Raw genomic sequence first — 21,296 nt, 5'->3', positions numbered from 1 at the left:
CCGGAAACAAGTGAGCGTTTCCGGATTCTTACACAGCCACTGGATCGGTCAACTGATCCTTAACTGATCGGCATTACCCCGGCGTGGGTGCGTTTTTTGCGGGTGAGAACGGTAACTCCACCACTGGCGACGCCATTTATATGCGTGGTGCCGATACCTCTAACAGTATTTATATTGATGGTATTCGCGATATCGGCAGCGTCTCGCGCGACACCTTCAATACCGAGCAGGTCGAAGTGATTAAAGGGCCGTCCGGCACCGACTACGGGCGCAGCGCACCGACAGGCTCGATCAATATGATCAGCAAGCAGCCGCGCAATGATTCCGGCATTGACGCCTCCGCCAGTATTGGCAGCGCCTGGTTCCGCCGCGGCACGCTGGACGTCAATCAGGTCATTGGTGATACTACCGCGGTGCGCCTGAATGTGATGGGCGAAAAAACCCACGATGCCGGACGCGACAAAGTCAAAAATGAGCGTTACGGCGTCGCCCCTTCTGTCGCTTTTGGCCTTGGTACAGCAAATCGTTTGTATCTTAATTATCTGCATGTCACTCAGCACAACACGCCAGACGGCGGCATTCCGACCATCGGTTTGCCGGGCTATTCTGCCCCATCTGCGGGAGCGGCGGCCCTGAATCATTCCGGAAAAGTTGATACTCATAACTTTTACGGCACGGATTCCGATTACGACGATTCGACCACCGACACCGCCACCATGCGTTTTGAGCACGACATCAACGATAACACCACCATTCGCAATACTACCCGTTGGTCGCGCGTAAAGCAGGATTACCTGATGACGGCGATTATGGGCGGGGCGTCGAATATTACTCAGCCCACCAGCGATGTGAATAGCTGGACCTAGTCACGCACGGCGAATACCAAAGATGTGAGTAATAAAATTCTCACCAACCAGACCAACCTGACCTCGACGTTCTATACCGGTTCTATCGGTCATGATGTCAGTACCGGCGTGGAATTTACCCGTGAAACGCAGACTAACTATGGCGTTAATCCGGTGACGTTACCGGCGGTAAATATTTATCATCCTGACAGCAGAATTCATCCCGGCGGCCTGACGCGCAACGGCGCAAACGCCAATGGTCAGACGGATACCTTCGCAATTTACGCCTTCGATACGCTGCAAATCACCCGTGATTTTGAGCTGAACGGCGGGATCCGTCTGGATAATTATCATACTGAATATGACAGTGCCACCGCCTGCGGCGGCAGCGGACGCGGTGCCATCACCTGCCCAGCTGGTGTGGCAAAAGGTTCTCCAGTCACCACCGTCGACACCGCCAAGTCGGGCAATCTGGTGAACTGGAAAGCCGGGGCGCTGTACCACCTGACGGAAAACGGCAATGTCTATATTAACTATGCCGTTTCCCAGCAGCCTCCGGGCGGCAACAACTTCGCCCTTGCGCAGTCTGGCAGTGGTAACAGTGCCAACCGCACCGATTTTAAACCGCAAAAAGCCAACACCAGCGAGATTGGCACCAAATGGCAGGTTCTGGATAAACGCCTGTTGCTCACCGCCGCGCTGTTCCGTACTGATATCGAAAATGAAGTTGAGCAAAATGATGACGGGACTTACTCGCAATACGGTAAGAAACGCGTCGAAGGCTATGAGATATCCGTGGCAGGGAATATCACTCCCGCGTGGCAGGTGATTGGCGGCTATACCCAGCAAAAAGCAACCATCAAAAACGGCAAAGATGTTGCCCAGGATGGTTCCTCATCGCTGCCGTATACCCCGGAGCACGCCTTCACCTTATGGAGCCAATATCAGGCAACCGATGATATCTCTGTTGGCGCGGGCGCACGCTATATCGGCAGTATACATAAAGGTTCAGACGGCGCGGTGGGAACGCCAGCATTTACAGAAGGTTACTGGGTCGCCGATGCCAAACTGGGGTATCGGGTTAATCGCAATCTCGACTTCCAGCTAAACGTTTACAACCTGTTTGATACCGATTACGTCGCCTCAATCAACAAGAGCGGCTACCGTTATCACCCGGGCGAGCCAAGAACCTTCTTGCTCACAGCCAATATGCATTTCTGATTCAGATGTGGGGCGCAGGCCCCACTTTTTGGAGAACTTGTATGATGTACCACATTCCCGGCGTGTTATCGCCACAGGACGTCGCCCATTTTCGCGAACAACTGGAACAAGCCGAATGGGTGGATGGACGCGTCACCACCGGAGCACAAGGTGCACAAGTTAAGAACAATCAGCAAGTAGACACCCGCAGCGCGTTATACGCCGCACTGCAAAATGAGGTGCTGAACGCGGTTAACCAACATGCATTGTTCTTTGCCGCTGCCTTGCCGCGTACCCTTTCCACGCCGCTGTTTAATCGCTATCAGAACAATGAAACCTATGGTTTCCATGTGGATGGCGCAGTACGCAGCCATCCACAAAACGGCTGGATGCGCACTGACCTTTCTGCCACGCTGTTTTTAAGCGATCCACAAAGCTACGACGGCGGCGAACTGGTCGTTAATGACACCTTTGGACAACATCGGGTAAAACTCCCGGCAGGTGATCTGGTGTTGTATCCCTCCAGCAGCCTGCATTGCGTGACACCCGTAACCCGCGGCGTACGAGTGGCATCATTTATGTGGATCCAGTCGATGATCCGCGATGATAAAAAGCGCGCCATGCTGTTTGAACTGGACAAAAATATTCAGTCGCTGAAAAGCCGCTATGGTGAAAATGAAGAGATCCTGTCGCTGCTCAATCTTTATCATAATCTGCTGCGGGAATGGTCGGAGATCTGACGCTTGAACTGCCCAGGTTCGTCCCTATATTAGCTACACTTAACTGTACAAGCATTGATATGGGGAGGACGATATGGCATCCGCTTGGGCTAACGATGACGCCGTCAACGAACAGATCAACAGTACAATTGAAGATGCGATTGCCCGCGCTCGGGGTGAAATTCCGCGTGGCGAAAGCCTGTATGAATGTGAAGAGTGCGGTGCCCCCATCCCGCAAGCCCGTCGGGAAGCCATTCCTGGCGTGCGCTTATGTATTCATTGTCAGCAGGAGAAAGATTTACAAAAACCAGCGTATACAGGATATAATCGCAGAGGTTCGAAAGACAGACAGTTACGTTAACTACAACTGGCGAGATGCATAGCGAGTATAATTTGTATTTTGCGTGGCATTCCGTGCCTTTAACGCTGCTGTGACTGCCACGCGGCATAAAACAAGTCCATAAGTACAACAAATAAATGGTTTATCAGTATGTTAGATATCAATCAATTTATTTGAACAAGGCGGTCAATTCTCTTCGATTTTATCTCTCGTAAAAAAACGTGATACTCATCACATCGACGAAACAACGTCACTTATACAAAAATCACCTGCGAGAGATTAATTATGAAAACTATCAATACTGTTGTTGCTGCTATGGCTCTTTCAACTCTGTCATTTGGCGTGTTCGCGGCGGAACCGGTAACGGCATCCCAGGCACAGAACATGAATAAAATCGGCGTGGTTTCTGCCGATGGCGCATCCACCCTCGATGCCCTGGAAGCGAAACTGGCTGAGAAAGCGGCGGCAGCCGGTGCCAGTGGATACAGCATCACTTCCGCCACCAACAACAATAAATTAAGCGGTACTGCGGTAATTTATAAGTAATTCGTAGGACGGATAAGGCGTTTATGCCGCATCCGGCAACAGATGCCTGATGCGACGCTACCGCGTCTTATCAGGCCTACAAAATCCGAACCGTTGGACGGATCAGGCGTTTACGCTACGTCCAGCACAAGTATTTCCCTGTCTGTTTGCCGACAGACGCATATGCTCTAACCCTCATTGATCCTATGTTACCCTTGTTTGCCCGTCCGCCACTGGACGGGCTTTTTTTTAGCTGGCTAACTGCTGACAGAAAGCCTGCAACGTCTCTTCCGACATACCAATCTGCCGCGCCGCATCACAAATGGCCTGCCAGCTTCCCGCATCCAATGGAATCCCCTGCTCCTGCCGTTCGCGACGCGTGTTCACTTCCCACTCGCCCGGTAGCAAAATCGGCTTATCGTCATCATGCGGCGAGGCTTTCACCCACTCGGCAAAGGCTTCGGTCTGCGCGTTACAATCCGGCGCGCCGAACAGTTCCGGGTTGATGATGATAGTGGTCATGCAGTTAAGAATGGCATCGGGGCTGGTTTGCAACGTTTCCTGATGCGTCGTTTTACCGCCAGAAAGCGCCCCGCCAAGAATTTCACACATCGCTGCAAGGGCGTAGCCTTTATGTTCGGCAAAGGTCAACAGCGACCCCAACGGCGACTCCTGCATTACCGCCGGATTGGTCGTCGGCACGCCGTTAACGTCAATCAGGCAACCTGGCGGCACGGGGACGCCTTTATGCCAGGCGACGCGGGTTTTGCCAAATGCAATGGCGCTGGTGGCGTAATCAAGCAACAGCGGGAAATTATCTTTACGAGGGAAAACCACACAGAAGGGATTGGTGCCAAAGCGGCTGTCGCGACCGTGGAACGGCGCGACCATTGGAATACCGACCACGCTAACAAAGTGGATAGAGACAAACCCCGCCGCTGAACACTGCTCCGCCCAGTAACCGATACGGCCGATATGATGCGAGTTATGTAGCGCCACGGCAGCAATACCGTGCTGATGCGCTTTCTCAATCCCCAGCGCCATCGCTTCGTGTGCCGCGACCTGACCGAATGCGCGATCGCCATCGAGCGTGACTGCCGCCCCCGCCTCTTTAACGATTTTGGCATGATGGTTAATTTGCAGATGCCCCTGACTCCAGGAACGCACATAGCTTGGGATCATGCCAATACCATGAGAATCATGCCCTGCCAGGTTTGCCGCGATTAAATGATCGGCAACTAATTTCGCTTCTTGTTCCTCGCTACCCATCTGACGAAATACAGCCTGAATAAAACTGTGCAGCGTCTGAGCATCAAAGCGATGACCACTTTCCATGGTTAACTCCTGTTTATGTTATGTGTTTGTTGTTTTTTTATGCTGCACGCCGGGCGCGGGAAGGTCAATAAAGATGCAGGAATTTCATATTGCGGTGGGGTAAAAGCCGGATGACGTGGCTCATCCGGCTGAGATAAAAATTAAAATGCCTGATTAACGCGCGCCAGGCCATCGCTGATAGTTGCCGCTTCACCCGTAGCCACCAGGCAGCAAGCCATCTGGATTTTCAGCGATTCGGGAATCGCTTCGCTGCCAGCCAGGCAACGCTCAGTCCACTGCGCCGTGGTTTCCGGATCTTTTGCTTGTGGCAGTAACTCGCTACCAGCAGGGTCCTGTTTTTCATACAGCACCCGCATCCCTTCACGGTCAATGAGATTGATCTGCGGGCAGCGCTGCGGATTAGCATACACTTCGCCTTCAGTACCATGCATTAGTAACGCCCACCCGCCGATATCGCTAAAGAACTTCGCGACGCGTCCAATGTATTCCGGATGCGAAACGCTGGAAAGACACAGTGCCTCACCTTCGGCAAATGGCGTCGCCAGTTTCGCCAGGGTATGTGCACTGTTACGCACGCCCATCCGCCAGCGCATCGCCAGTTGTTTTTCCAGCGGCGGGCAAAACGCGCCGACAGGCATAAACACCGGTTGATGTTCGTCGAGCTTCGCCTGCGCCTGCCCGCCGTGCAACGTTGGTGTAATACCCATCAGTTCGAAAATGGTTTCTGTCAGCACGCGAGTTGGATCTTCGCTAACTCCGTGAACCACCACAGGAAAACCGAGTTTATGCAGCAGAATCGCCAATAATGGCGTCAGGTTAGCCTGTTTACGCGCGCCGTTGTAACTGGGGATGACAATCGGCATCGGCTTGCCTGCAGGCGGCGTCAGCTTGATGGTGTGATTTTGCATGGCTTCGTAAAAGCCGAGCATCTCTGCTTCCCCTTCCCCTTTGATACGCAGCGCAATCAATACGCCGCCCAACTCAAGGTCAGGGACTTCACCATTGAGCATATGAGCATACAGACCGCGCGCAGTATCCCGGTCTAAATCGCGCGCGTGGTTTTTCCCGCGCCCGATCTCTTTAATGATTTTGCGATAGTCCATTTACGACTCCTTACCTGACTCACATCATTAACGCCGCCGACGGCGTGGGGATTTCGTTTTTTCTTTCTTTTTAACTATACCTTCAGGGACTTCCGGTTGCTCTATCGGAAATACCGGTAATGCATCCAGTAGTCGCTTGCCATAATTTTTTGTCAGCAAGCGTTTGTCGTAGATAACCACTTCGCCCCAGCAACCGTGGCTTCGAATCAGTCGCCCAACCTGCTGAATCAGGTTAAACGAGGCGCTCGGCAGGCTTTGCACCTCAAACGGATAGCGGTTGAGGCTTTTCAGCCATTCCCCTTCGGTGATCACCACCGGGCTGTCGATGGGCGGAAAAGCGATTTTGTGGATATGCACCTGGCTGAGCAGATCACCTTTCAAATCAAGCCCTTCGGCAAATGACTGTAAGCCCACCAGCACGCTACGCTCACCGTTGGCAACGCGTTTGCGGTGCAGTTCAACTAAGCGATAACGCGGCTGATCGCCCTGCACCAGCAACATCAGGCGTAAATCCGTCACATAGTCGAGAAAGCGCTGCATCGCCCGTCCGCTGGCAAACAGTACCAACATACCGAGATATTTTTTGCTCTCCACCTGTTCACGGAAAAAGGCCGCCATTTCGGCAATGTGTTGCTCTTCGTTGTCGATGGAAGGCTCAAAGCGCATCCGGGGAATAACAATTTTGCCCTGTTCGCAGTGGTTAAAGGGGGAATCCAGCGCCACAAAACGGTCGCCCGCTTTCTCTTTCAGACCACTCATCTCCTGCAAACGCGAAAAACTATTCAGCGAACGCAAGGTTGCGGAGGTGACAATAATGTGCGGAATACTGCGCCACAGCAGCCTTTCCAGCTGATCGCTGACACGTATTCCCACGCAGTGAAACCAGAGGTGTAGCTGCCCTTCGCGCTCTTCCCGCGTCGCCCATTTGGTCACCGGCGCACCGGAAGATTGCGCCAGAGACGCCAGCCGCCAGAGTTTGCTTTGCACCTCAAACATCCCCAGCGCGCGGTTCATCTGTAAAATCAACCGATGCAGACGCACAATATCGTGGCTGCCGGTTTTCTCACTTAAATCGTTAAGAAATAACTCCGCCAGACCACGCAGCATCTCGGTGAGTTTTGCCAGCCGCTGGCAGATCTCCAGCAATTCATCAGGCAGTTCGCCCATCGCAAAACGGTGCTCTGCCTCCTGCCCGGCAGGCATGTAGAGATTGAGAATGTTGTTTAACGAGGCGATAAGCTCATACAACTCTTCACAATGCGCATTCAAACGTTCAGGGATCGCCAGCGGTGGGATGGTCTTCGGGCGAAACTGCTCCATGCAGGTAGCGACCAGTTTCGTGAACAAGTCCAGCTGTAGTCGATACCAGGGCACGGTGATTTCAGCGCTCATCTCCAGCGCATCCCGGGCCACATCTGGCAGGTGATGACCTTCGTCCAGCACCAGCAGCAGATTTTTCGGGTCAGGCAGTACGGCTTCGCTTTCCATCGCCGCCATCACCAGCGCATGGTTTGCCACCACCACTTCCGCTTCCTGAATCTCCCGACGAGTAACAAAAAACGGGCATTCACGATAGTAGTAACAGTTACGGTTGAGGCAGCTGGCTTTGTCGGTACTCAAACGACGCCAGAGATCATCATCTATAGCGATATCCGTATGATCGCGCAGACCATCCCATTTATAAGTGTCGAGATCGCCCTTCAGCTTCGCACAACGTTTTTGCTCTTCCTGATTATTTGGCGTCAGTTCGTCGTCAAGAAACGCCAGCAGATCCTGTTGCGTGGGTTCAGTGCTGGCGAGCGCCGTCAGATTACGTGGACAAACGTAGCGCCCACGCCCGAAAGCGGCAGTGAATTTAAGATCGGGAATGATCTTTTTCAGCAGCGGTAAATCTTTGCTGTAAATCTGATCCTGCAACGCCACGTTGGCGGTACTCACCACCAGCGTTTTTTGCTCTTCGCGGGCAATGGCGATGCCGGGGATCAAATAGGAGAGCGTTTTCCCAACGCCGGTGGGGGCTTCAATCGCCAGATGCCGCCCTTCTTCTCCGGCCAGCGTTTTGGCGACGTCCGCAATCATCTGCCGCTGCGGCGCACGGGGAATAAAGTCGGGGATCTGTTCCTGAAGCGCCTTATACCAGGCGGCAATTTGCGCTTTAAGCGCGGCGGTTAATGCCATGAGAAAACCTGAAATACTGTATAAACAGCCAATATTGTGGCATTTTTCGGTTTTCAGGGGTAATGGTTTTTCTGTTTCTGGAAAGCGGCTCGCAATAACCACCAACATAATGCGGTTTAATGCCCGTTCGAGCACAAAGGATCCAACACGTCATGCAAGACACCATCATAAATTTCTACAGCACCAGCGATGACTACGGTGATTTTTCTAACTTTGCCGCCAGGCCCATCAAGGTTGACGGGAATACCTGGCCCACCTCCGAACACTATTTTCAGGCACAAAAATTCCTTGATGAAAAATACCGCGAAGAGATCCGTCGGGTTTCTTCCCCCATGGTCGCCGCTCGCATGGGGCGTAATCGTTCCAAGCCACTTCGTAAAAACTGGGAGTCGGTTAAAGAACAGGTGATGCGTAAAGCACTTCGCGCTAAATTCGAACAGCATGCAGAACTGCGTGTGCTCTTGCTGGCAACCGCGCCCGCAAAACTGGTTGAGCATACGGAAAACGATGCTTACTGGGGAGACGGTGGTAATGGTAAGGGCAAGAATCGACTGGGCTACCTTTTAATGGAGTTGCGCGAACAATTGGCTATAGAGAAGTAACGTCTCGGTGGCTTATGGGCGGTAAAACAGATAAATTTTTTCCCGTGTTCTCAAATTGCTGACAAGTGCTTGTTGTGAAATGCCGGATGCGGCGTAAACGCCTTATCCGGCCTACAAAAGCATGCAAATTCAATATATTGCAGAGTTCACGTAGGCCTGATAAGCGTAGCGCATCAGGCAGTTTTGCGTTTGTTCATCAGCCTGATGCCGCCACGTTGCTGGCGACCGTTCTGGATCGGTTCGGCTTTGATTGACGGGTCCGGCTCATAGCCCGGAATCGCAATGCGCGGGATCTCTTTTTTCAGCAGTTTTTCGATATCACGCAGCAGTTTGTGTTCATCAACACACACCAGCGACAACGCTTCACCGGTAGCAGCCGCACGACCGGTACGCCCGATACGGTGGACATAATCTTCCGGTACGTTTGGCAGTTCATAGTTGACGACGTGCGGCAACTCTTCGATATCCAGACCGCGCGCAGCGATATCGGTCGCCACCAGTACGCGAATGTCACCCGATTTAAAATCAGCCAGCGCACGGGTACGCGCACCTTGCGATTTATTCCCGTGGATCGCCACACTACGGATGCCATCTTTATTGAGCTGCTCAGCCAGATGGTTAGCGCCGTGTTTGGTACGGGTAAACACCAGCACCTGCTGCCAGTTCCCTTTACCAATCATGTGCGACAGCAATTCGCGTTTGCGTTTCTTATCGACAAAGTGAACGTGCTGGGTCACCTGATCAGACGCGGTATTGCGGCGTGCCACTTCGATTTCCAGCGGGTTGTGCAACAGTTTTTCCGCCAGGGCTTTAATATCGTCAGAGAAGGTCGCAGAGAACAGCAGGTTCTGGCGTTTCGCTGGCAGTTTTGTTAACACGCGACGGATATCGTGGATAAAGCCCATGTCGAGCATGCGGTCAGCTTCATCGAGGACGAGGATTTCAACCTGATCCAGCTTCACTGCATTTTGATGTTCCAGGTCCAGCAAACGTCCCGGCGTTGCCACCAGCACATCAACGCCGCCGCGCAACTTCATCATTTGTGGGTTAATGCTGACACCGCCAAACACCACCAGCGAACGAATGTTCAGGTATTTGCTGTAATCACGGACGTTTTCGCCAATCTGTGCCGCCAGTTCACGGGTCGGGGTAAGAATGAGCGCACGTACCGGACGACGCCCTTTGGCGTGCGGCTGGCGAGTGATCAGGTGTTGCAACAGCGGCAGCGTAAAGCCCGCTGTTTTGCCGGTGCCGGTCTGGGCGCTAGCCATCAGGTCGCGGCCTTCCAGCACAGCAGGGATCGCCTGCTGCTGAATAGGGGTGGGTTCACGGTAACCCTGCTCGGCAACGGCGCGCAGGATATCAGGGCTTAAACCCAAAGAATCGAAAGACATAACTACTCCGAACCGCCCCGACCGTTACCGGTGTAGTTTTCAGGGAGATACTGAAAAGGAAAATGACAAAAACCACAATGTCATGAGGGAGCGGAGTGTAGCAGTTTTTGTGACGCAGCGCATAAATTATCCCTGTGACTGGCGTAGCTAAAATTCTTAGCCATACTGGACAACTCCCATATGGAGTCATAATCTTAATCAATCATTTGATTAAGAATGGACTGTGCGATGAATAATCCTGCCATGACAATCAAGGGTGAACAGGCGAAAAAACAGCTGATTGCTGCCGCACTGGCGCAGTTTGGTGAATATGGAATGAACGCCACCACCCGCGAGATAGCCGCCCAGGCCGGGCAGAATATCGCTGCCATCACCTACTACTTCGGTTCGAAAGAAGATTTGTACCTCGCCTGCGCCCAGTGGATTGCCGATTTTATTGGCGAGCAGTTCCGTCCGCATGCCGAGGAAGCCGAACGCTTGTTCGCCCAACCACAGCCTGATCGGGCTGCCATCCGTGAACTGATCCTTCGCGCCTGCAGGAACATGATTAAGCTGCTCACCCAGGATGACACCGTCAACCTCAGCAAGTTTATCTCCCGTGAGCAGCTCTCTCCCACGGCAGCCTACCACCTGGTGCACGAACAGGTGATTAGTCCGCTACACAGCCACCTGACACGCCTGATTGCCGCCTGGACCGGCTGCGACGCTAATGACACCCGCATGATCCTTCATACCCATGCGTTGATTGGTGAGATTCTGGCGTTCCGTCTTGGCAAAGAAACAATTCTGTTACGTACCGGCTGGACCGCGTTCGATGAAGAAAAGACCGAACTGATCAACCAGACGGTGACCTGTCATATCGACCTGATTTTGCAAGGATTATCGCAAAGGAGTTTGTAGTGATGAAAAAACCTGTCGTGATCGGACTGGCGGTAGTGGTACTTGCCGCCGTGGTTGCCGGAGGCTACTGGTGGTATCAAAGCCGCCAGGATAACGGCCTGACGCTGTATGGCAACGTGGATATTCGTACGGTGAATCTTAGTTTCCGTGTTGGGGGGCGCGTTGAATCGCTGGCGGTGGACGAAGGTGATGCTATCAAAGCGGGCCAGGTGCTGGGCGAACTGGATCACAAGCCGTATGAGATTGCCCTGATGCAGGCGAAAGCGGGCGTCTCGGTGGCACAGGCGCAGTATGATCTGATGCTTGCCGGGTATCGCGATGAAGAAATCGCTCAGGCCGCCGCAGCGGTGAAACAGGCGCAAGCCGCCTATGACTATGCGCAGAACTTCTATAACCGCCAGCAAGGACTGTGGAAAAGCCGCACCATTTCGGCAAATGACCTGGAAAATGCCCGCTCCTCGCGCGACCAGGCACAGGCAACGCTGAAATCAGCACAGGATAAATTGCGTCAGTACCGTTCCGGTAACCGTGAACAGGACATCGCTCAGGCGAAAGCCAGCCTCGAACAGGCGCAGGCGCAACTGGCGCAGGCGGAGCTGAATTTACAGGACTCAACGTTGATAGCACCGTCTGATGGCACGCTGTTAACGCGCGCGGTAGAGCCAGGCACGGTTCTCAATGAAGGTGGCACGGTGTTTACCGTTTCACTAACGCGTCCGGTGTGGGTGCGCGCTTATGTTGATGAACGGAATCTTGACCAGGCCCAGCCGGGGCGCAAAGTGCTGCTTTATACCGATGGTCGCCCGGACAAGCCGTATCACGGGCAGATTGGTTTCGTTTCGCCGACTGCTGAATTTACCCCGAAAACCGTCGAAACACCGGATCTGCGTACCGACCTCGTCTATCGCCTGCGTATTGTGGTGACCGACGCCGATGATGCGTTACGCCAGGGAATGCCAGTGACGGTACAATTCGGTGACGAGGCAGGACATGAATGATGCCGTTATCACGCTGAACGGCCTGGAAAAACGCTTTCCGGGCATGGACAAGCCCGCCGTCGCGCCGCTCGATTGTACCATTCACGCCGGTTATGTGACGGGGTTGGTGGGGCCGGACGGTGCAGGTAAAACCACACTGATGCGGATGTTGGCGGGATTACTGAAACCCGACAGCGGCAGTGCCACGGTGATTGGCTTTGATCCGATCAAAAACGACGGCGCGCTGCACGCCGTGCTCGGCTATATGCCGCAGAAATTTGGTCTGTATGAAGATCTCACGGTGATGGAGAACCTCAATCTGTACGCGGATTTGCGCAGCGTCACCGGCGAGGCACGTAAGCAAACTTTTGCTCGCCTGCTGGAGTTTACGTCTCTTGGGCCGTTTACCGGACGCCTGGCGGGCAAGCTCTCCGGTGGGATGAAACAAAAACTCGGCCTGGCCTGTACCCTGGTGGGCGAACCGAAAGTGTTGCTGCTCGATGAACCCGGCGTCGGCGTTGACCCTATCTCACGGCGCGAACTGTGGCAGATGGTGCATGAGCTGGCGGGCGAAGGGATGTTAATCCTCTGGAGTACCTCGTATCTCGACGAAGCCGAGCAGTGCCGTGACGTGTTACTGATGAACGAAGGCGAGTTGCTGTATCAGGGAGAACCAAAAGCCCTGACACAAACCATGGCCGGACGCAGCTTTCTGATGACCAGTCCACACGAGGGCAACCGCAAACTGTTGCAACGCGCCTTGAAACTGCCGCAGGTCAGCGATGGCATGATTCAGGGGAAATCGGTACGTCTGATCCTCAAAAAAGAGGCCACACCAGACGATATTCGCCATGCCGACGGGATGCCGGAAATCAACATCAACGAAACTACGCCGCGTTTTGAAGATGCGTTTATTGATTTGCTGGGCGGTGCCGGAACCTCAGAATCGCCGCTGGGTGCAATATTGCATACGGTAGAAGGCACACCCGGCGAGACGGTGATCGAAGCGAAAGAACTGACCAAGAAATTTGGTGATTTTGCCGCCACCGATCACGTCAACTTTGCCGTTAAACGTGGGGAGATTTTTGGTTTGCTGGGGCCAAACGGCGCGGGTAAATCGACCACCTTTAAGATGATGTGCGGTTTGCTGGTGCCGACTTCCGGCCAGGCGCTGGTGCTGGGGATGGATCTGAAAGAGAGTTCCGGTAAAGCGCGCCAGCATCTCGGCTATATGGCGCAAAAATTTTCGCTCTACGGCAACCTGACGGTCGAACAGAATTTACGCTTTTTCTCTGGTGTGTATGGCTTACGCGGTCGGGCGCAGAACGAAAAAATCTCCCGTATGAGCGAGGCATTTGGCCTGAAAAGTATTGCCTCACACGCCACCGATGAACTGCCATTAGGTTTTAAACAGCGGCTGGCGCTGGCCTGTTCGCTGATGCATGAACCGGATATTCTCTTTCTCGACGAACCGACTTCCGGCGTTGACCCCCTCACCCGCCGTGAATTTTGGCTGCACATCAACAGCATGGTAGAGAAAGGCGTCACGGTGATGGTCACCACCCACTTTATGGATGAAGCGGAATATTGCGACCGCATCGGCCTGGTGTACCGTGGGAAATTAATCGCCAGCGGTACGCCGGACGATTTGAAAGCACAGTCAGCTAACGATGAGCAACCCGATCCCACCATGGAGCAAGCCTTTATTCAGTTGATCCACGACTGGGATAAGGAGCATAGCAATGAGTAACCCGATCCTTTCCTGGCATCGCGTGCGGGCGCTGTGCGTCAAAGAGACGCGGCAGATCGTTCGCGATCCGAGTAGCTGGCTGATTGCGGTAGTGATCCCACTGCTACTGCTGTTTATTTTTGGTTACGGCATTAACCTCGACTCCAGCAAGCTGCGGGTCGGGATTTTGCTGGAACAGCGTAGCGAAGCGGCGCTGGATTTCACCCACACCATGACCGGTTCGCCCTACATCGACGCCACCATCAGCGATAACCGTCAGGAACTGATCGCCAAAATGCAGTCGGGGAAAATTCGCGGTCTGGTGGTTATTCCCGTGGATTTCGCCGAACAGATGGAGCGCGCCAACGCCACCGCACCGATTCAGGTGATCACCGACGGCAGTGAGCCGAATACCGCTAACTTTGTGCAGGGGTATGTCGAAGGGATCTGGCAGATCTGGCAAATGCAGCGAGCGGAGGACAACGGGCAGACTTTTGAACCGCTTATTGATGTACAAACCCGCTACTGGTTTAACCCGGCGGCGATAAGCCAGCACTTTATTATCCCGGGTGCGGTGACCATTATCATGACGGTCATCGGCGCGATTCTCACCTCGCTGGTGGTGGCGCGAGAATGGGAACGCGGCACCATGGAGGCTCTGCTCTCTACGGAGATTACCCGCACGGAACTGCTGCTGTGTAAGCTGATCCCTTATTACTTTCTCGGGATGCTGGCGATGTTGCTGTGTATGCTGGTGTCAGTGTTTATTCTCGGCGTGCCGTATCGCGGTTCGCTGCTGATTCTGTTTTTTATCTCCAGCCTGTTTTTACTCAGTACCCTGGGAATGGGGCTGCTGATTTCCACGATTACCCGCAACCAGTTCAATGCCGCTCAGGTCGCCCTGAACGCCGCTTTTCTGCCGTCGATTATGCTTTCCGGCTTTATTTTTCAGATCGACAGTATGCCCGCGGTGATCCGCGCGGTGACGTACATTATTCCCGCTCGTTATTTCGTCAGCACCCTGCAAAGCCTGTTCCTCGCCGGGAATATTCCAGTGGTGCTGGTGGTAAACGTGCTGTTTTTGATCGCTTCGGCGGTGATGTTTATCGGCCTGACGTGGCTGAAAACCAAACGTCGGCTGGATTAGGGAGAAGAGCATGTTTCATCGCTTATGGACGTTAATCCGCAAAGAGTTGCAGTCGTTGCTGCGCGAACCACAAACCCGCGCGATTCTGATTTTACCCGTGCTAATTCAGGTGATCCTGTTCCCGTTCGCCGCCACGCTGGAAGTGACTAACGCCACCATCGCCATCTACGATGAAGATAACGGCGAGCATTCGGTGGAACTTACTCAACGTTTTGCCCGCGCCAGCGCCTTTACACATGTGCTGCTGCTGAAAAGCCCACAGGAGATCCGCCCGACCATCGACACACAAAAGGCGTTACTACTGGTGCGTTTCCCGGCTGACTTCTCGCGCAAACTGGATACCTTCCAGACCGCGCCGTTGCAGTTGATCCTCGACGGGCGTAACTCCAACAGTGCGCAAATTGCCGCCAACTACCTGCAACAGATCGTCAAAAATTATCAGCAGGAGCTGCTGGAAGGAAAACCGAAACCCAACAACAGCGAGCTGGTGGTACGCAACTGGTATAACCCGAATCTCGACTACAAATGGTTTGTGGTGCCGTCGCTGATCGCCATGATCACCACTATCGGCGTAATGATCGTCACTTCACTTTCCGTCGCCCGCGAACGTGAACAAGGTACGCTCGATCAGCTACTGGTTTCGCCGCTCACCACCTGGCAGATCTTCATCGGCAAAGCCGTACCGGCGTTAATTGTCGCCACCTTCCAGGCCACCATTGTGCTGGCGATTGGTATCTGGGCGTATCAAATCCCCTTCGCCGGATCGCTAGCGCTGTTCTACTTTACGATGGTGATTTACGGTTTATCGCTGGTGGGATTCGGTCTGTTGATTTCATCACTCTGCTCGACACAACAGCAGGCGTTTATCGGCGTGTTTGTTTTTATGATGCCCGCCATTCTCCTTTCCGGTTACGTTTCGCCGGTGGAAAACATGCCAGTGTGGCTGCAAAATCTGACGTGGATTAACCCTATTCGCCACTTTACGGACATTACCAAGCAGATTTATTTGAAGGATGCGAGTCTGGATATTGTGTGGAATAGTTTGTGGCCGCTACTGGTGATAACGGCCACGACAGGGTCAGCGGCGTACGCGATGTTTAGACGTAAGGTGATGTAACTTCTTATCTTTCGCCAGCAAAGACACTACCGCCGGGCCAGCAAGGATCGCCAGCCCTGCAATTGCCAGCAAAAAGTTGTTTTCCAGTACGCGGGACAACAGCCACAGCACAATCAGCGCTGCGCCAAAATACCAGGTCGTGGTCAGCTCTTCCAGCACGTCTGCCACCTCACGCCAGCGTTGCTCGGGGTGGCGCTGAAACACCAGCATCATCACTACCGTGACACAATACAGTGCGCATAATCCCACGCCGACGTGAACCAGAGTCTTACTCATCCAGCCCACCACCAGCAGCGCCACTACCAGTAAATGCAACATAATCTGCCAGCAACTTAGACCCGTTGCGACACGAACACGTTGTTGCCACTTCATGGCTTCTCTCCTGAAGAATTTATCTCTACTTACTCAGAGTACCGAACTTTACGGAAAATTCCGTAAGACCGCACCTTTTTGTGACGCCGACTACACTATTTCAATGAGATAAGAGGCAAAGACAGGAAAATTATGCCCGATCAAACACAACAATTTTCGTTCAAGGTGCTCACCATCAACATTCACAAAGGCTTTACCGCGTTTAACCGACGCTTCATTTTGCCGGAACTTCGCGATGCCGTGCGTACCGTCAGCGCCGATATTGTTTGCCTGCAGGAAGTGATGGGCGCGCACGAAGTTCATCCGCTGCATGTGGAAAACTGGCCCGATACCTCGCACTACGAGTTTCTCGCCGACACTATGTGGAGCGATTTTGCCTACGGTCGCAATGCCGTATACCCGGAAGGGCATCACGGCAACGCCGTACTGTCGCGTTATCCCATTGAACATTATGAGAATCGCGATGTTTCGGTCGATGGTGCGGAAAAGCGCGGCGTGCTCTACTGCCGCATTGTGCCGCCGATGACCGGAAAAGCGATTCATGTGATGTGCGTACATCTGGGCCTGCGTGAGGCGCACCGTCAGGCGCAGCTTGCGATGCTCGCCGAATGGGTGAATGAGCTACCGGACGGCGAACCGGTATTGGTGGCGGGTGATTTCAATGACTGGCGGCAAAAAGCTAATCATCCGTTAAAAGTGCAGGCCGGACTGGATGAGATTTTTACCCGCGCCCACGGACGCCCGGCGCGCACGTTTCCGGTGCAATTTCCTCTACTACGACTGGACAGGATCTACGTCAAAAATGCCAGCGCCAGCGCGCCAACCGCGTTGCCGCTGCGGACATGGCGACACCTTTCTGATCATGCCCCTTTAAGTGCGGAGATTCATTTATGAAATGTAGCTGGCGCGAAGGCAATAAGATCCAGTTGCTGGAAAACGGCGAGCAATATTATCCCGCGGTGTTTAAGGCGATTGGCGAGGCACAAGAACGCATCATTCTTGAAACGTTTATCTGGTTTGAGGATAACGTCGGCAAACAGCTGCATGCGGCACTACTGGCAGCAGCGCAACGCGGGGTTAAAGCGGAAGTCTTGCTGGATGGCTACGGTTCGCCGGATCTCAGCGATGAGTTTGTCAATGAACTGACGGCAGCTGGCGTAGTGTTCCGCTACTACGATCCCCGCCCTCGCCTTTTTGGTATGCGCACCAATGTGTTTCGCCGGATGCATCGCAAAATTGTGGTGATCGACGCGCGTATCGCCTTTATTGGCGGGCTGAATTACTCCGCCGAGCATATGTCCAGCTACGGTCCAGAGGCTAAACAGGATTACGCGGTACGCCTTGAAGGGCCGATTGTCGAAGATATTCTCCAGTTTGAGCTGGAAAACCTGCCTGGACAGAGCGCGGCACGACGCTGGTGGCGACGTCATCACAAAGCGGAAGAGAACCGCCAGCCGGGAGAAGCGCAGGTATTGCTGGTCTGGCGCGATAACGAAGAACATCGCGATGATATTGAACGCCATTATCTGAAAATGCTCACTCAGGCGCAGCGGGAAGTGATTATCGCCAACGCCTACTTCTTCCCCGGCTATCGATTTTTACACGCCTTGCGTAAAGCGGCACGGCGCGGGGTGCGGATCAAACTGATCATTCAGGGCGAACCGGATATGCCGATTGTCAGAGTCGGTGCGCGCTTGCTGTATAACTATCTGGTTAAAGGCGGCGTTCAGGTTTTTGAGTACCGCCGCCGCCCGCTCCACGGCAAAGTGGCATTGATGGACGATCACTGGGCGACAGTAGGGTCCAGTAATCTCGATCCGCTCAGTTTGTCACTGAATCTCGAAGCAAATGTCATCATCCACGATCGTCATTTTAACCAGACGCTGCGCGATAATCTGAACGGCATTATTGCCGCAGATTGTCAGCAGGTGGATGAAACCATGCTGCCCAAACGCACCTGGTGGAACCTGACCAAAAGCGTGCTGGCGTTCCACTTTTTACGCCACTTCCCGGCGCTGGTTGGCTGGCTTCCGGCACACACACCACGTCTGACGCAGGTTGATCCCCCCGCACAACCGACAATGGAAACGCAGGATCGGGTAGAAACTGAAAACACGGGGGTAAACCCCTGATGAGTAAATCACACCCGCGCTGGCGCTTAGCAAAGAAGATCCTCACCTGGCTGTTTTTTATCGCGGTGATTGTGTTGCTGGTGGTCTACGCCAAAAAAGTGGACTGGGAAGAGGTCTGGAAGGTCATCCGCGACTACAATCGCGTTGCGCTGCTTAGTGCGGTCGGGCTGGTGGTCGTCAGCTATCTGATTTACGGCTGCTATGACCTGCTCGCCCGCTTTTACTGCGGTCACAAACTGGCGAAGCGCCAGGTGATGCTGGTGTCGTTTATCTGCTACGCCTTCAACCTGACGCTCAGTACCTGGGTCGGCGGCATTGGTATGCGCTATCGTTTGTACTCCCGACTAGGGTTACCGGGCAGCACTATTACGCGGATTTCCTCGCTCAGTATTACCACCAACTGGCTGGGCTATATTTTACTGGCAGGGATTATCTTTACCGCAGGCGTGGTGGAGTTGCCGGATTACTGGTATGTCGATCAAACTACGCTGCGTATTCTCGGCATTGGCTTACTGATGATTATCGCGGTTTATTTGTGGTTTTGCGCTTTCGCGAAGCACCGCCATATGACCATCAAAGGGCAAAAGCTGGTGCTGCCTTCATGGAAATTCGCCCTCGCTCAGATGCTGATTTCCAGCGTTAACTGGATGGTAATGGGGGCGATTATCTGGCTGTTACTTGGTCAAAGCGTGAACTATTTCTTTGTACTGGGCGTGTTACTGGTTAGTAGTATTGCTGGCGTCATCGTGCATATTCCGGCGGGGATCGGTGTGCTGGAAGCGGTGTTTATCGCACTACTGGCTGGGGAGCATACCTCGAAAGGGAGCATTATCGCCGCCCTGCTCGCTTATCGCGTCCTGTATTACTTTATCCCGCTGCTGCTGGCGCTGATCTGTTACCTGCTACTGGAAAGCCAAGCGAAGAAGCTACGGGCGAAAAATGAAGCGGCGATGTGAAGTTTAGTTAAGTTCTTTAGTATCTGCATTTACGACTAATGAAAAAAACGCGTATGCCTTTGCCAGACAAGCGTTATAGCTATCGCGGCAAGTATCCCAAAGAAGCCGATAAAATAGTAATAGAGTGTTAATGCACCTGTAAAAGCGCAACGAACCGGACTCCACAACTCTTCACTATGGCATTTTCCTGCCAGTTCAAGGAGCTTATTTCGTCCATGCGAGATAATGCCTGGCCATAACACAATCATTAAGCAACTTATTACCCAAATGGGCCGTTCACTCATTAATGCCGCATTCACGATGATTACCAGGGCCAACCCTGTCAACGTCATCATAATGATAAAACGGTGAGAACCAGGATCAACATTAAATAATAAACCGGCCAGCATACTGATTAAAAACATCGCGCCCGCAGTGCTGAACACGATGATAATGGCATATACAGGAACTAAACTTGCAACGACAATCGCCACCAAAGAGAGTAAAAACAGATATATTACGCCCGCGATGGCGGCATTTATCTTGTTGATATCCTTACTTAAGCCATACATACAAAGTAATAATAACCCTATGGCGACATACATTGGTGGTGAATCATATTTGGTTGCCGTAATTTCGAGATACTTAGCTCCCCAGGCTAGTCCTGCGGTTGCCACCAAACCTAAAGCGGTAATGAGCCATATACCGTTTAATATCCTGGCCTCGTGCTGAAAATCTAATTTATTGCTGTTTTGCGAGTATGATTCCATTCTTTTAGTTGTCCTTAGAAAAAACATTAATATTCACCATCAATAAATTTAAAACCACGCATACAAAATACTTTTGTATTTATGGATACGGAAAACGATTCCGCTCGCTCATAAGGCATATTTTATACCTGGTACTTGTTAAGTGTCGTTTTTAGTAAGAAAAAAATCCCGACACATGGCCGGGATAGTGATGGTGAAAAAGAATTAACGGCGGTTGCCGAAGATCCGTAACAACATCAGGAACAGGTTGATGAAGTCCAGATACAAGGTTAACGCACCAAGAATGGAATATTTGCGCAGGTTCGACGTGTCGCGGGTATCAATCTGCTCACCCATATTTTTCAATTTCTGAGTGTCATACGCCGTCAATCCGACAAAGACAATCACGCCGATGTAGGTAACTGCCCACATCAATGCTTCGCTTTTCAGCCAGAAGTTGACCAGCGATGCCAGCACAATGCCGATTAACGCCATAAACAGCATATTGCCAAAGCCACTTAAATCGCGCTTCGTGGTGTAACCGTACAGGCTCATTGCGCCGAACATCCCGGCAGTAACGACGAAAGTACTGGCGATAGAAGCAGCGGTATAGACAATGAATATACTGGAAAGCGTAAGACCCGTCAGCGCCGAATAAAGCATAAAGAGCATCGTCGTTACACCTGCGCTCAGCTTTTGAATCATCGCTGATAACACAATAACCAATGCTAATTGCGCGATGATCAGACCGATTAAAAAGACACGGTTAGTGAACAACAGCTCCATCACGGCCGCGGAATTAGCCGCATACCAGGCAACAAATGCGGTCAGCAACAAGCCAACGGTCATCCAGCCATAGACTTGCGCCATATAAGTTTGCAAGCCAGCCCAGGGTTGTACGATTGAATCAGAACGTGGGAATCTGTCCATGACGATCTCCTGAAGATATAAGGAATATCTTAAGGATACTGCAAAATGATGAGGCTGTGCATCGACG

20 protein-coding genes and 1 pseudogene are annotated in these 21,296 nt (G+C 52.7%); 13 read left to right on the top strand and 8 right to left on the bottom strand.

From position 1 onward, the window contains the following. Nucleotides 1-74: 74 nt before the first annotated feature. The 4 genes and pseudogenes from ABZJ92_RS10415 to ybiJ all read left to right on the top strand — a co-directional run. Nucleotides 75-2,066 (top strand): annotated as a pseudogene (locus ABZJ92_RS10415) (catecholate siderophore receptor Fiu); the annotation flags it as partial. A gap of 41 nt (nucleotides 2,067-2,107) precedes the next feature. Next, entirely contained in the window at nucleotides 2,108-2,785 is a 678-nt protein-coding gene (gene ybiX, locus ABZJ92_RS10410; protein ID WP_000990151.1) for a PKHD-type hydroxylase YbiX, read from the top strand. A 73-nt stretch (nucleotides 2,786-2,858) separates the two neighbouring features. Continuing rightward, entirely contained in the window at nucleotides 2,859-3,125 is a 267-nt protein-coding gene (gene ybiI, locus ABZJ92_RS10405) for a C4-type zinc finger protein YbiI (protein ID WP_000135439.1), read from the top strand. A 264-nt stretch (nucleotides 3,126-3,389) separates the two neighbouring features. Beyond that, a complete protein-coding gene (gene ybiJ, locus ABZJ92_RS10400; protein WP_000849301.1) occupies nucleotides 3,390-3,650 on the top strand; it encodes a DUF1471 family protein YbiJ in 261 nt (86 codons plus the stop codon). 102 nt (nucleotides 3,651-3,752) lie between these two features. On the opposite strand, the gene ybiE is transcribed toward ybiJ, so the two are convergent. The 4 genes from ybiE to dinG all read right to left on the bottom strand — a co-directional run bounded on the left by ybiE (nucleotide 3,753) and on the right by dinG (nucleotide 8,245). After that, nucleotides 3,753-3,812, bottom strand: coding sequence for a protein YbiE (ybiE, locus tag ABZJ92_RS10395; RefSeq protein WP_211180490.1), 60 nt, complete (start codon nucleotides 3,810-3,812; stop codon nucleotides 3,753-3,755). 66 nt (nucleotides 3,813-3,878) lie between these two features. Then, on the bottom strand, nucleotides 3,879-4,964 hold the full coding sequence (hcxB, locus tag ABZJ92_RS10390) for a hydroxycarboxylate dehydrogenase HcXB (RefSeq protein ID WP_000443521.1): 1,086 nt from the start codon (nucleotides 4,962-4,964) through the stop codon (nucleotides 3,879-3,881). A 140-nt stretch (nucleotides 4,965-5,104) separates the two neighbouring features. Then, entirely contained in the window at nucleotides 5,105-6,067 is a 963-nt protein-coding gene (ybiB, locus tag ABZJ92_RS10385) for a DNA-binding protein YbiB (protein ID WP_000386531.1), read from the bottom strand. A 27-nt stretch (nucleotides 6,068-6,094) separates the two neighbouring features. After that, on the bottom strand, nucleotides 6,095-8,245 hold the full coding sequence (dinG, locus tag ABZJ92_RS10380) for an ATP-dependent DNA helicase DinG (protein ID WP_005048497.1): 2,151 nt from the start codon (nucleotides 8,243-8,245) through the stop codon (nucleotides 6,095-6,097). Between the two features lie 119 nt (nucleotides 8,246-8,364). Between dinG and ybiA the strand changes: the two genes are divergently transcribed. Continuing rightward, nucleotides 8,365-8,847, top strand: a complete 483-nt coding sequence (ybiA, locus tag ABZJ92_RS10375; RefSeq protein WP_001145124.1) for an N-glycosidase YbiA — start codon at nucleotides 8,365-8,367, stop codon at nucleotides 8,845-8,847. A gap of 173 nt (nucleotides 8,848-9,020) precedes the next feature. Here ybiA and rhlE read toward each other — a convergent pair whose 3' ends face one another. Beyond that, complete coding sequence (gene rhlE / locus ABZJ92_RS10365) at nucleotides 9,021-10,241, bottom strand: ATP-dependent RNA helicase RhlE (protein ID WP_000007129.1); 1,221 nt, start codon at nucleotides 10,239-10,241, stop codon at nucleotides 9,021-9,023. Nucleotides 10,242-10,469: 228 nt separating this feature from the next. On the opposite strand from rhlE, the gene cecR reads away from it, so the two are divergent. Genes cecR through ABZJ92_RS10340 form a run of 5 tightly spaced genes read left to right on the top strand, consistent with a single transcriptional unit; the run spans nucleotide 10,470 to nucleotide 16,111 of the window. Beyond that, complete coding sequence (gene cecR, locus ABZJ92_RS10360) at nucleotides 10,470-11,141, top strand: DNA-binding transcriptional regulator CecR (protein ID WP_001296991.1); 672 nt, start codon at nucleotides 10,470-10,472, stop codon at nucleotides 11,139-11,141. Between the two features lie 2 nt (nucleotides 11,142-11,143). Further along, nucleotides 11,144-12,139 (top strand): secretion protein HlyD, encoded by a 996-nt coding sequence (hlyD, locus tag ABZJ92_RS10355; protein ID WP_000743444.1) that lies wholly within the window; start codon nucleotides 11,144-11,146, stop codon nucleotides 12,137-12,139. After that, nucleotides 12,132-13,868 (top strand): ATP-binding cassette domain-containing protein, encoded by a 1,737-nt coding sequence (locus tag ABZJ92_RS10350; RefSeq protein WP_000996107.1) that lies wholly within the window; start codon nucleotides 12,132-12,134, stop codon nucleotides 13,866-13,868. The genes hlyD and ABZJ92_RS10350 overlap by 8 nt, the downstream gene beginning before the upstream one ends. Continuing rightward, on the top strand, nucleotides 13,861-14,994 hold the full coding sequence (locus ABZJ92_RS10345) for an ABC transporter permease (protein ID WP_000070107.1): 1,134 nt from the start codon (nucleotides 13,861-13,863) through the stop codon (nucleotides 14,992-14,994). Before ABZJ92_RS10350 ends, ABZJ92_RS10345 begins: the two co-directional genes overlap by 8 nt. 10 nt (nucleotides 14,995-15,004) lie before the next feature. Then, a complete protein-coding gene (locus ABZJ92_RS10340; RefSeq protein ID WP_000469031.1) occupies nucleotides 15,005-16,111 on the top strand; it encodes an ABC transporter permease in 1,107 nt (368 codons plus the stop codon). Here the strand turns inward: ABZJ92_RS10340 and ABZJ92_RS10335 are convergent. After that, nucleotides 16,073-16,483 (bottom strand): YbhQ family protein, encoded by a 411-nt coding sequence (locus tag ABZJ92_RS10335; protein ID WP_000871982.1) that lies wholly within the window; start codon nucleotides 16,481-16,483, stop codon nucleotides 16,073-16,075. The genes ABZJ92_RS10340 and ABZJ92_RS10335 overlap by 39 nt on opposite strands. Before the next feature lie 132 nt (nucleotides 16,484-16,615). Here ABZJ92_RS10335 and ABZJ92_RS10330 point away from each other — a divergent pair, with 132 nt between their 5' ends. Genes ABZJ92_RS10330 through ABZJ92_RS10320 form a run of 3 tightly spaced genes read left to right on the top strand, consistent with a single transcriptional unit; the run spans nucleotide 16,616 to nucleotide 19,571 of the window. Then, entirely contained in the window at nucleotides 16,616-17,377 is a 762-nt protein-coding gene (locus ABZJ92_RS10330) for an endonuclease/exonuclease/phosphatase family protein (RefSeq protein WP_001113348.1), read from the top strand. Further along, nucleotides 17,374-18,615 (top strand): cardiolipin synthase ClsB, encoded by a 1,242-nt coding sequence (gene clsB, locus ABZJ92_RS10325; protein WP_000650362.1) that lies wholly within the window; start codon nucleotides 17,374-17,376, stop codon nucleotides 18,613-18,615. The genes ABZJ92_RS10330 and clsB overlap by 4 nt, the downstream gene beginning before the upstream one ends. After that, a complete protein-coding gene (locus tag ABZJ92_RS10320; RefSeq protein ID WP_000045466.1) occupies nucleotides 18,615-19,571 on the top strand; it encodes a lysylphosphatidylglycerol synthase domain-containing protein in 957 nt (318 codons plus the stop codon). Before clsB ends, ABZJ92_RS10320 begins: the two co-directional genes overlap by 1 nt. A gap of 35 nt (nucleotides 19,572-19,606) precedes the next feature. Here the strand turns inward: ABZJ92_RS10320 and ABZJ92_RS10315 are convergent, their stop codons facing one another. After that, complete coding sequence (locus ABZJ92_RS10315) at nucleotides 19,607-20,320, bottom strand: Bax inhibitor-1/YccA family protein (protein WP_000446914.1); 714 nt, start codon at nucleotides 20,318-20,320, stop codon at nucleotides 19,607-19,609. A 204-nt stretch (nucleotides 20,321-20,524) separates the two neighbouring features. Continuing rightward, complete coding sequence (locus tag ABZJ92_RS10310) at nucleotides 20,525-21,229, bottom strand: Bax inhibitor-1/YccA family protein (RefSeq protein ID WP_000373626.1); 705 nt, start codon at nucleotides 21,227-21,229, stop codon at nucleotides 20,525-20,527. Between the last annotated feature and the right edge of the window lie 67 nt (nucleotides 21,230-21,296).

Origin of the sequence: Shigella sp. FJ200513 (genome assembly GCF_040495915.1) — a bacterium.
Taxonomy (GTDB): domain Bacteria; phylum Pseudomonadota; class Gammaproteobacteria; order Enterobacterales; family Enterobacteriaceae; genus ECMA0423.
This window is presented reverse-complemented; position numbering and strand designations above follow the sequence as displayed.

Excerpts from the sequence above, each read along its gene's own strand:
- ybiX (WP_000990151.1), top strand. The coding sequence starts at position 2,108 with ATGATGTACCACATTCCCGGCGTGTTATCGCCACAGGACGTCGCCCAT.
- ybiI (WP_000135439.1), top strand. The coding sequence starts at position 2,859 with ATGGCATCCGCTTGGGCTAACGATGACGCCGTCAACGAACAGATCAAC.
- ybiJ (WP_000849301.1), top strand. The coding sequence starts at position 3,390 with ATGAAAACTATCAATACTGTTGTTGCTGCTATGGCTCTTTCAACTCTG.
- hcxB (WP_000443521.1), bottom strand. The coding sequence starts at position 4,964 with ATGGAAAGTGGTCATCGCTTTGATGCTCAGACGCTGCACAGTTTTATT.
- ybiB (WP_000386531.1), bottom strand. The coding sequence starts at position 6,067 with ATGGACTATCGCAAAATCATTAAAGAGATCGGGCGCGGGAAAAACCAC.
- dinG (WP_005048497.1), bottom strand. The coding sequence starts at position 8,245 with ATGGCATTAACCGCCGCGCTTAAAGCGCAAATTGCCGCCTGGTATAAG.
- ybiA (WP_001145124.1), top strand. The coding sequence starts at position 8,365 with ATGCCCGTTCGAGCACAAAGGATCCAACACGTCATGCAAGACACCATC.
- rhlE (WP_000007129.1), bottom strand. The coding sequence starts at position 10,241 with ATGTCTTTCGATTCTTTGGGTTTAAGCCCTGATATCCTGCGCGCCGTT.
- cecR (WP_001296991.1), top strand. The coding sequence starts at position 10,470 with ATGAATAATCCTGCCATGACAATCAAGGGTGAACAGGCGAAAAAACAG.
- hlyD (WP_000743444.1), top strand. The coding sequence starts at position 11,144 with ATGAAAAAACCTGTCGTGATCGGACTGGCGGTAGTGGTACTTGCCGCC.
- ABZJ92_RS10350 (WP_000996107.1), top strand. The coding sequence starts at position 12,132 with ATGAATGATGCCGTTATCACGCTGAACGGCCTGGAAAAACGCTTTCCG.
- ABZJ92_RS10345 (WP_000070107.1), top strand. The coding sequence starts at position 13,861 with ATGAGTAACCCGATCCTTTCCTGGCATCGCGTGCGGGCGCTGTGCGTC.
- ABZJ92_RS10340 (WP_000469031.1), top strand. The coding sequence starts at position 15,005 with ATGTTTCATCGCTTATGGACGTTAATCCGCAAAGAGTTGCAGTCGTTG.
- ABZJ92_RS10335 (WP_000871982.1), bottom strand. The coding sequence starts at position 16,483 with ATGAAGTGGCAACAACGTGTTCGTGTCGCAACGGGTCTAAGTTGCTGG.
- ABZJ92_RS10330 (WP_001113348.1), top strand. The coding sequence starts at position 16,616 with ATGCCCGATCAAACACAACAATTTTCGTTCAAGGTGCTCACCATCAAC.
- clsB (WP_000650362.1), top strand. The coding sequence starts at position 17,374 with ATGAAATGTAGCTGGCGCGAAGGCAATAAGATCCAGTTGCTGGAAAAC.
- ABZJ92_RS10320 (WP_000045466.1), top strand. The coding sequence starts at position 18,615 with ATGAGTAAATCACACCCGCGCTGGCGCTTAGCAAAGAAGATCCTCACC.
- ABZJ92_RS10315 (WP_000446914.1), bottom strand. The coding sequence starts at position 20,320 with ATGGAATCATACTCGCAAAACAGCAATAAATTAGATTTTCAGCACGAG.
- ABZJ92_RS10310 (WP_000373626.1), bottom strand. The coding sequence starts at position 21,229 with ATGGACAGATTCCCACGTTCTGATTCAATCGTACAACCCTGGGCTGGC.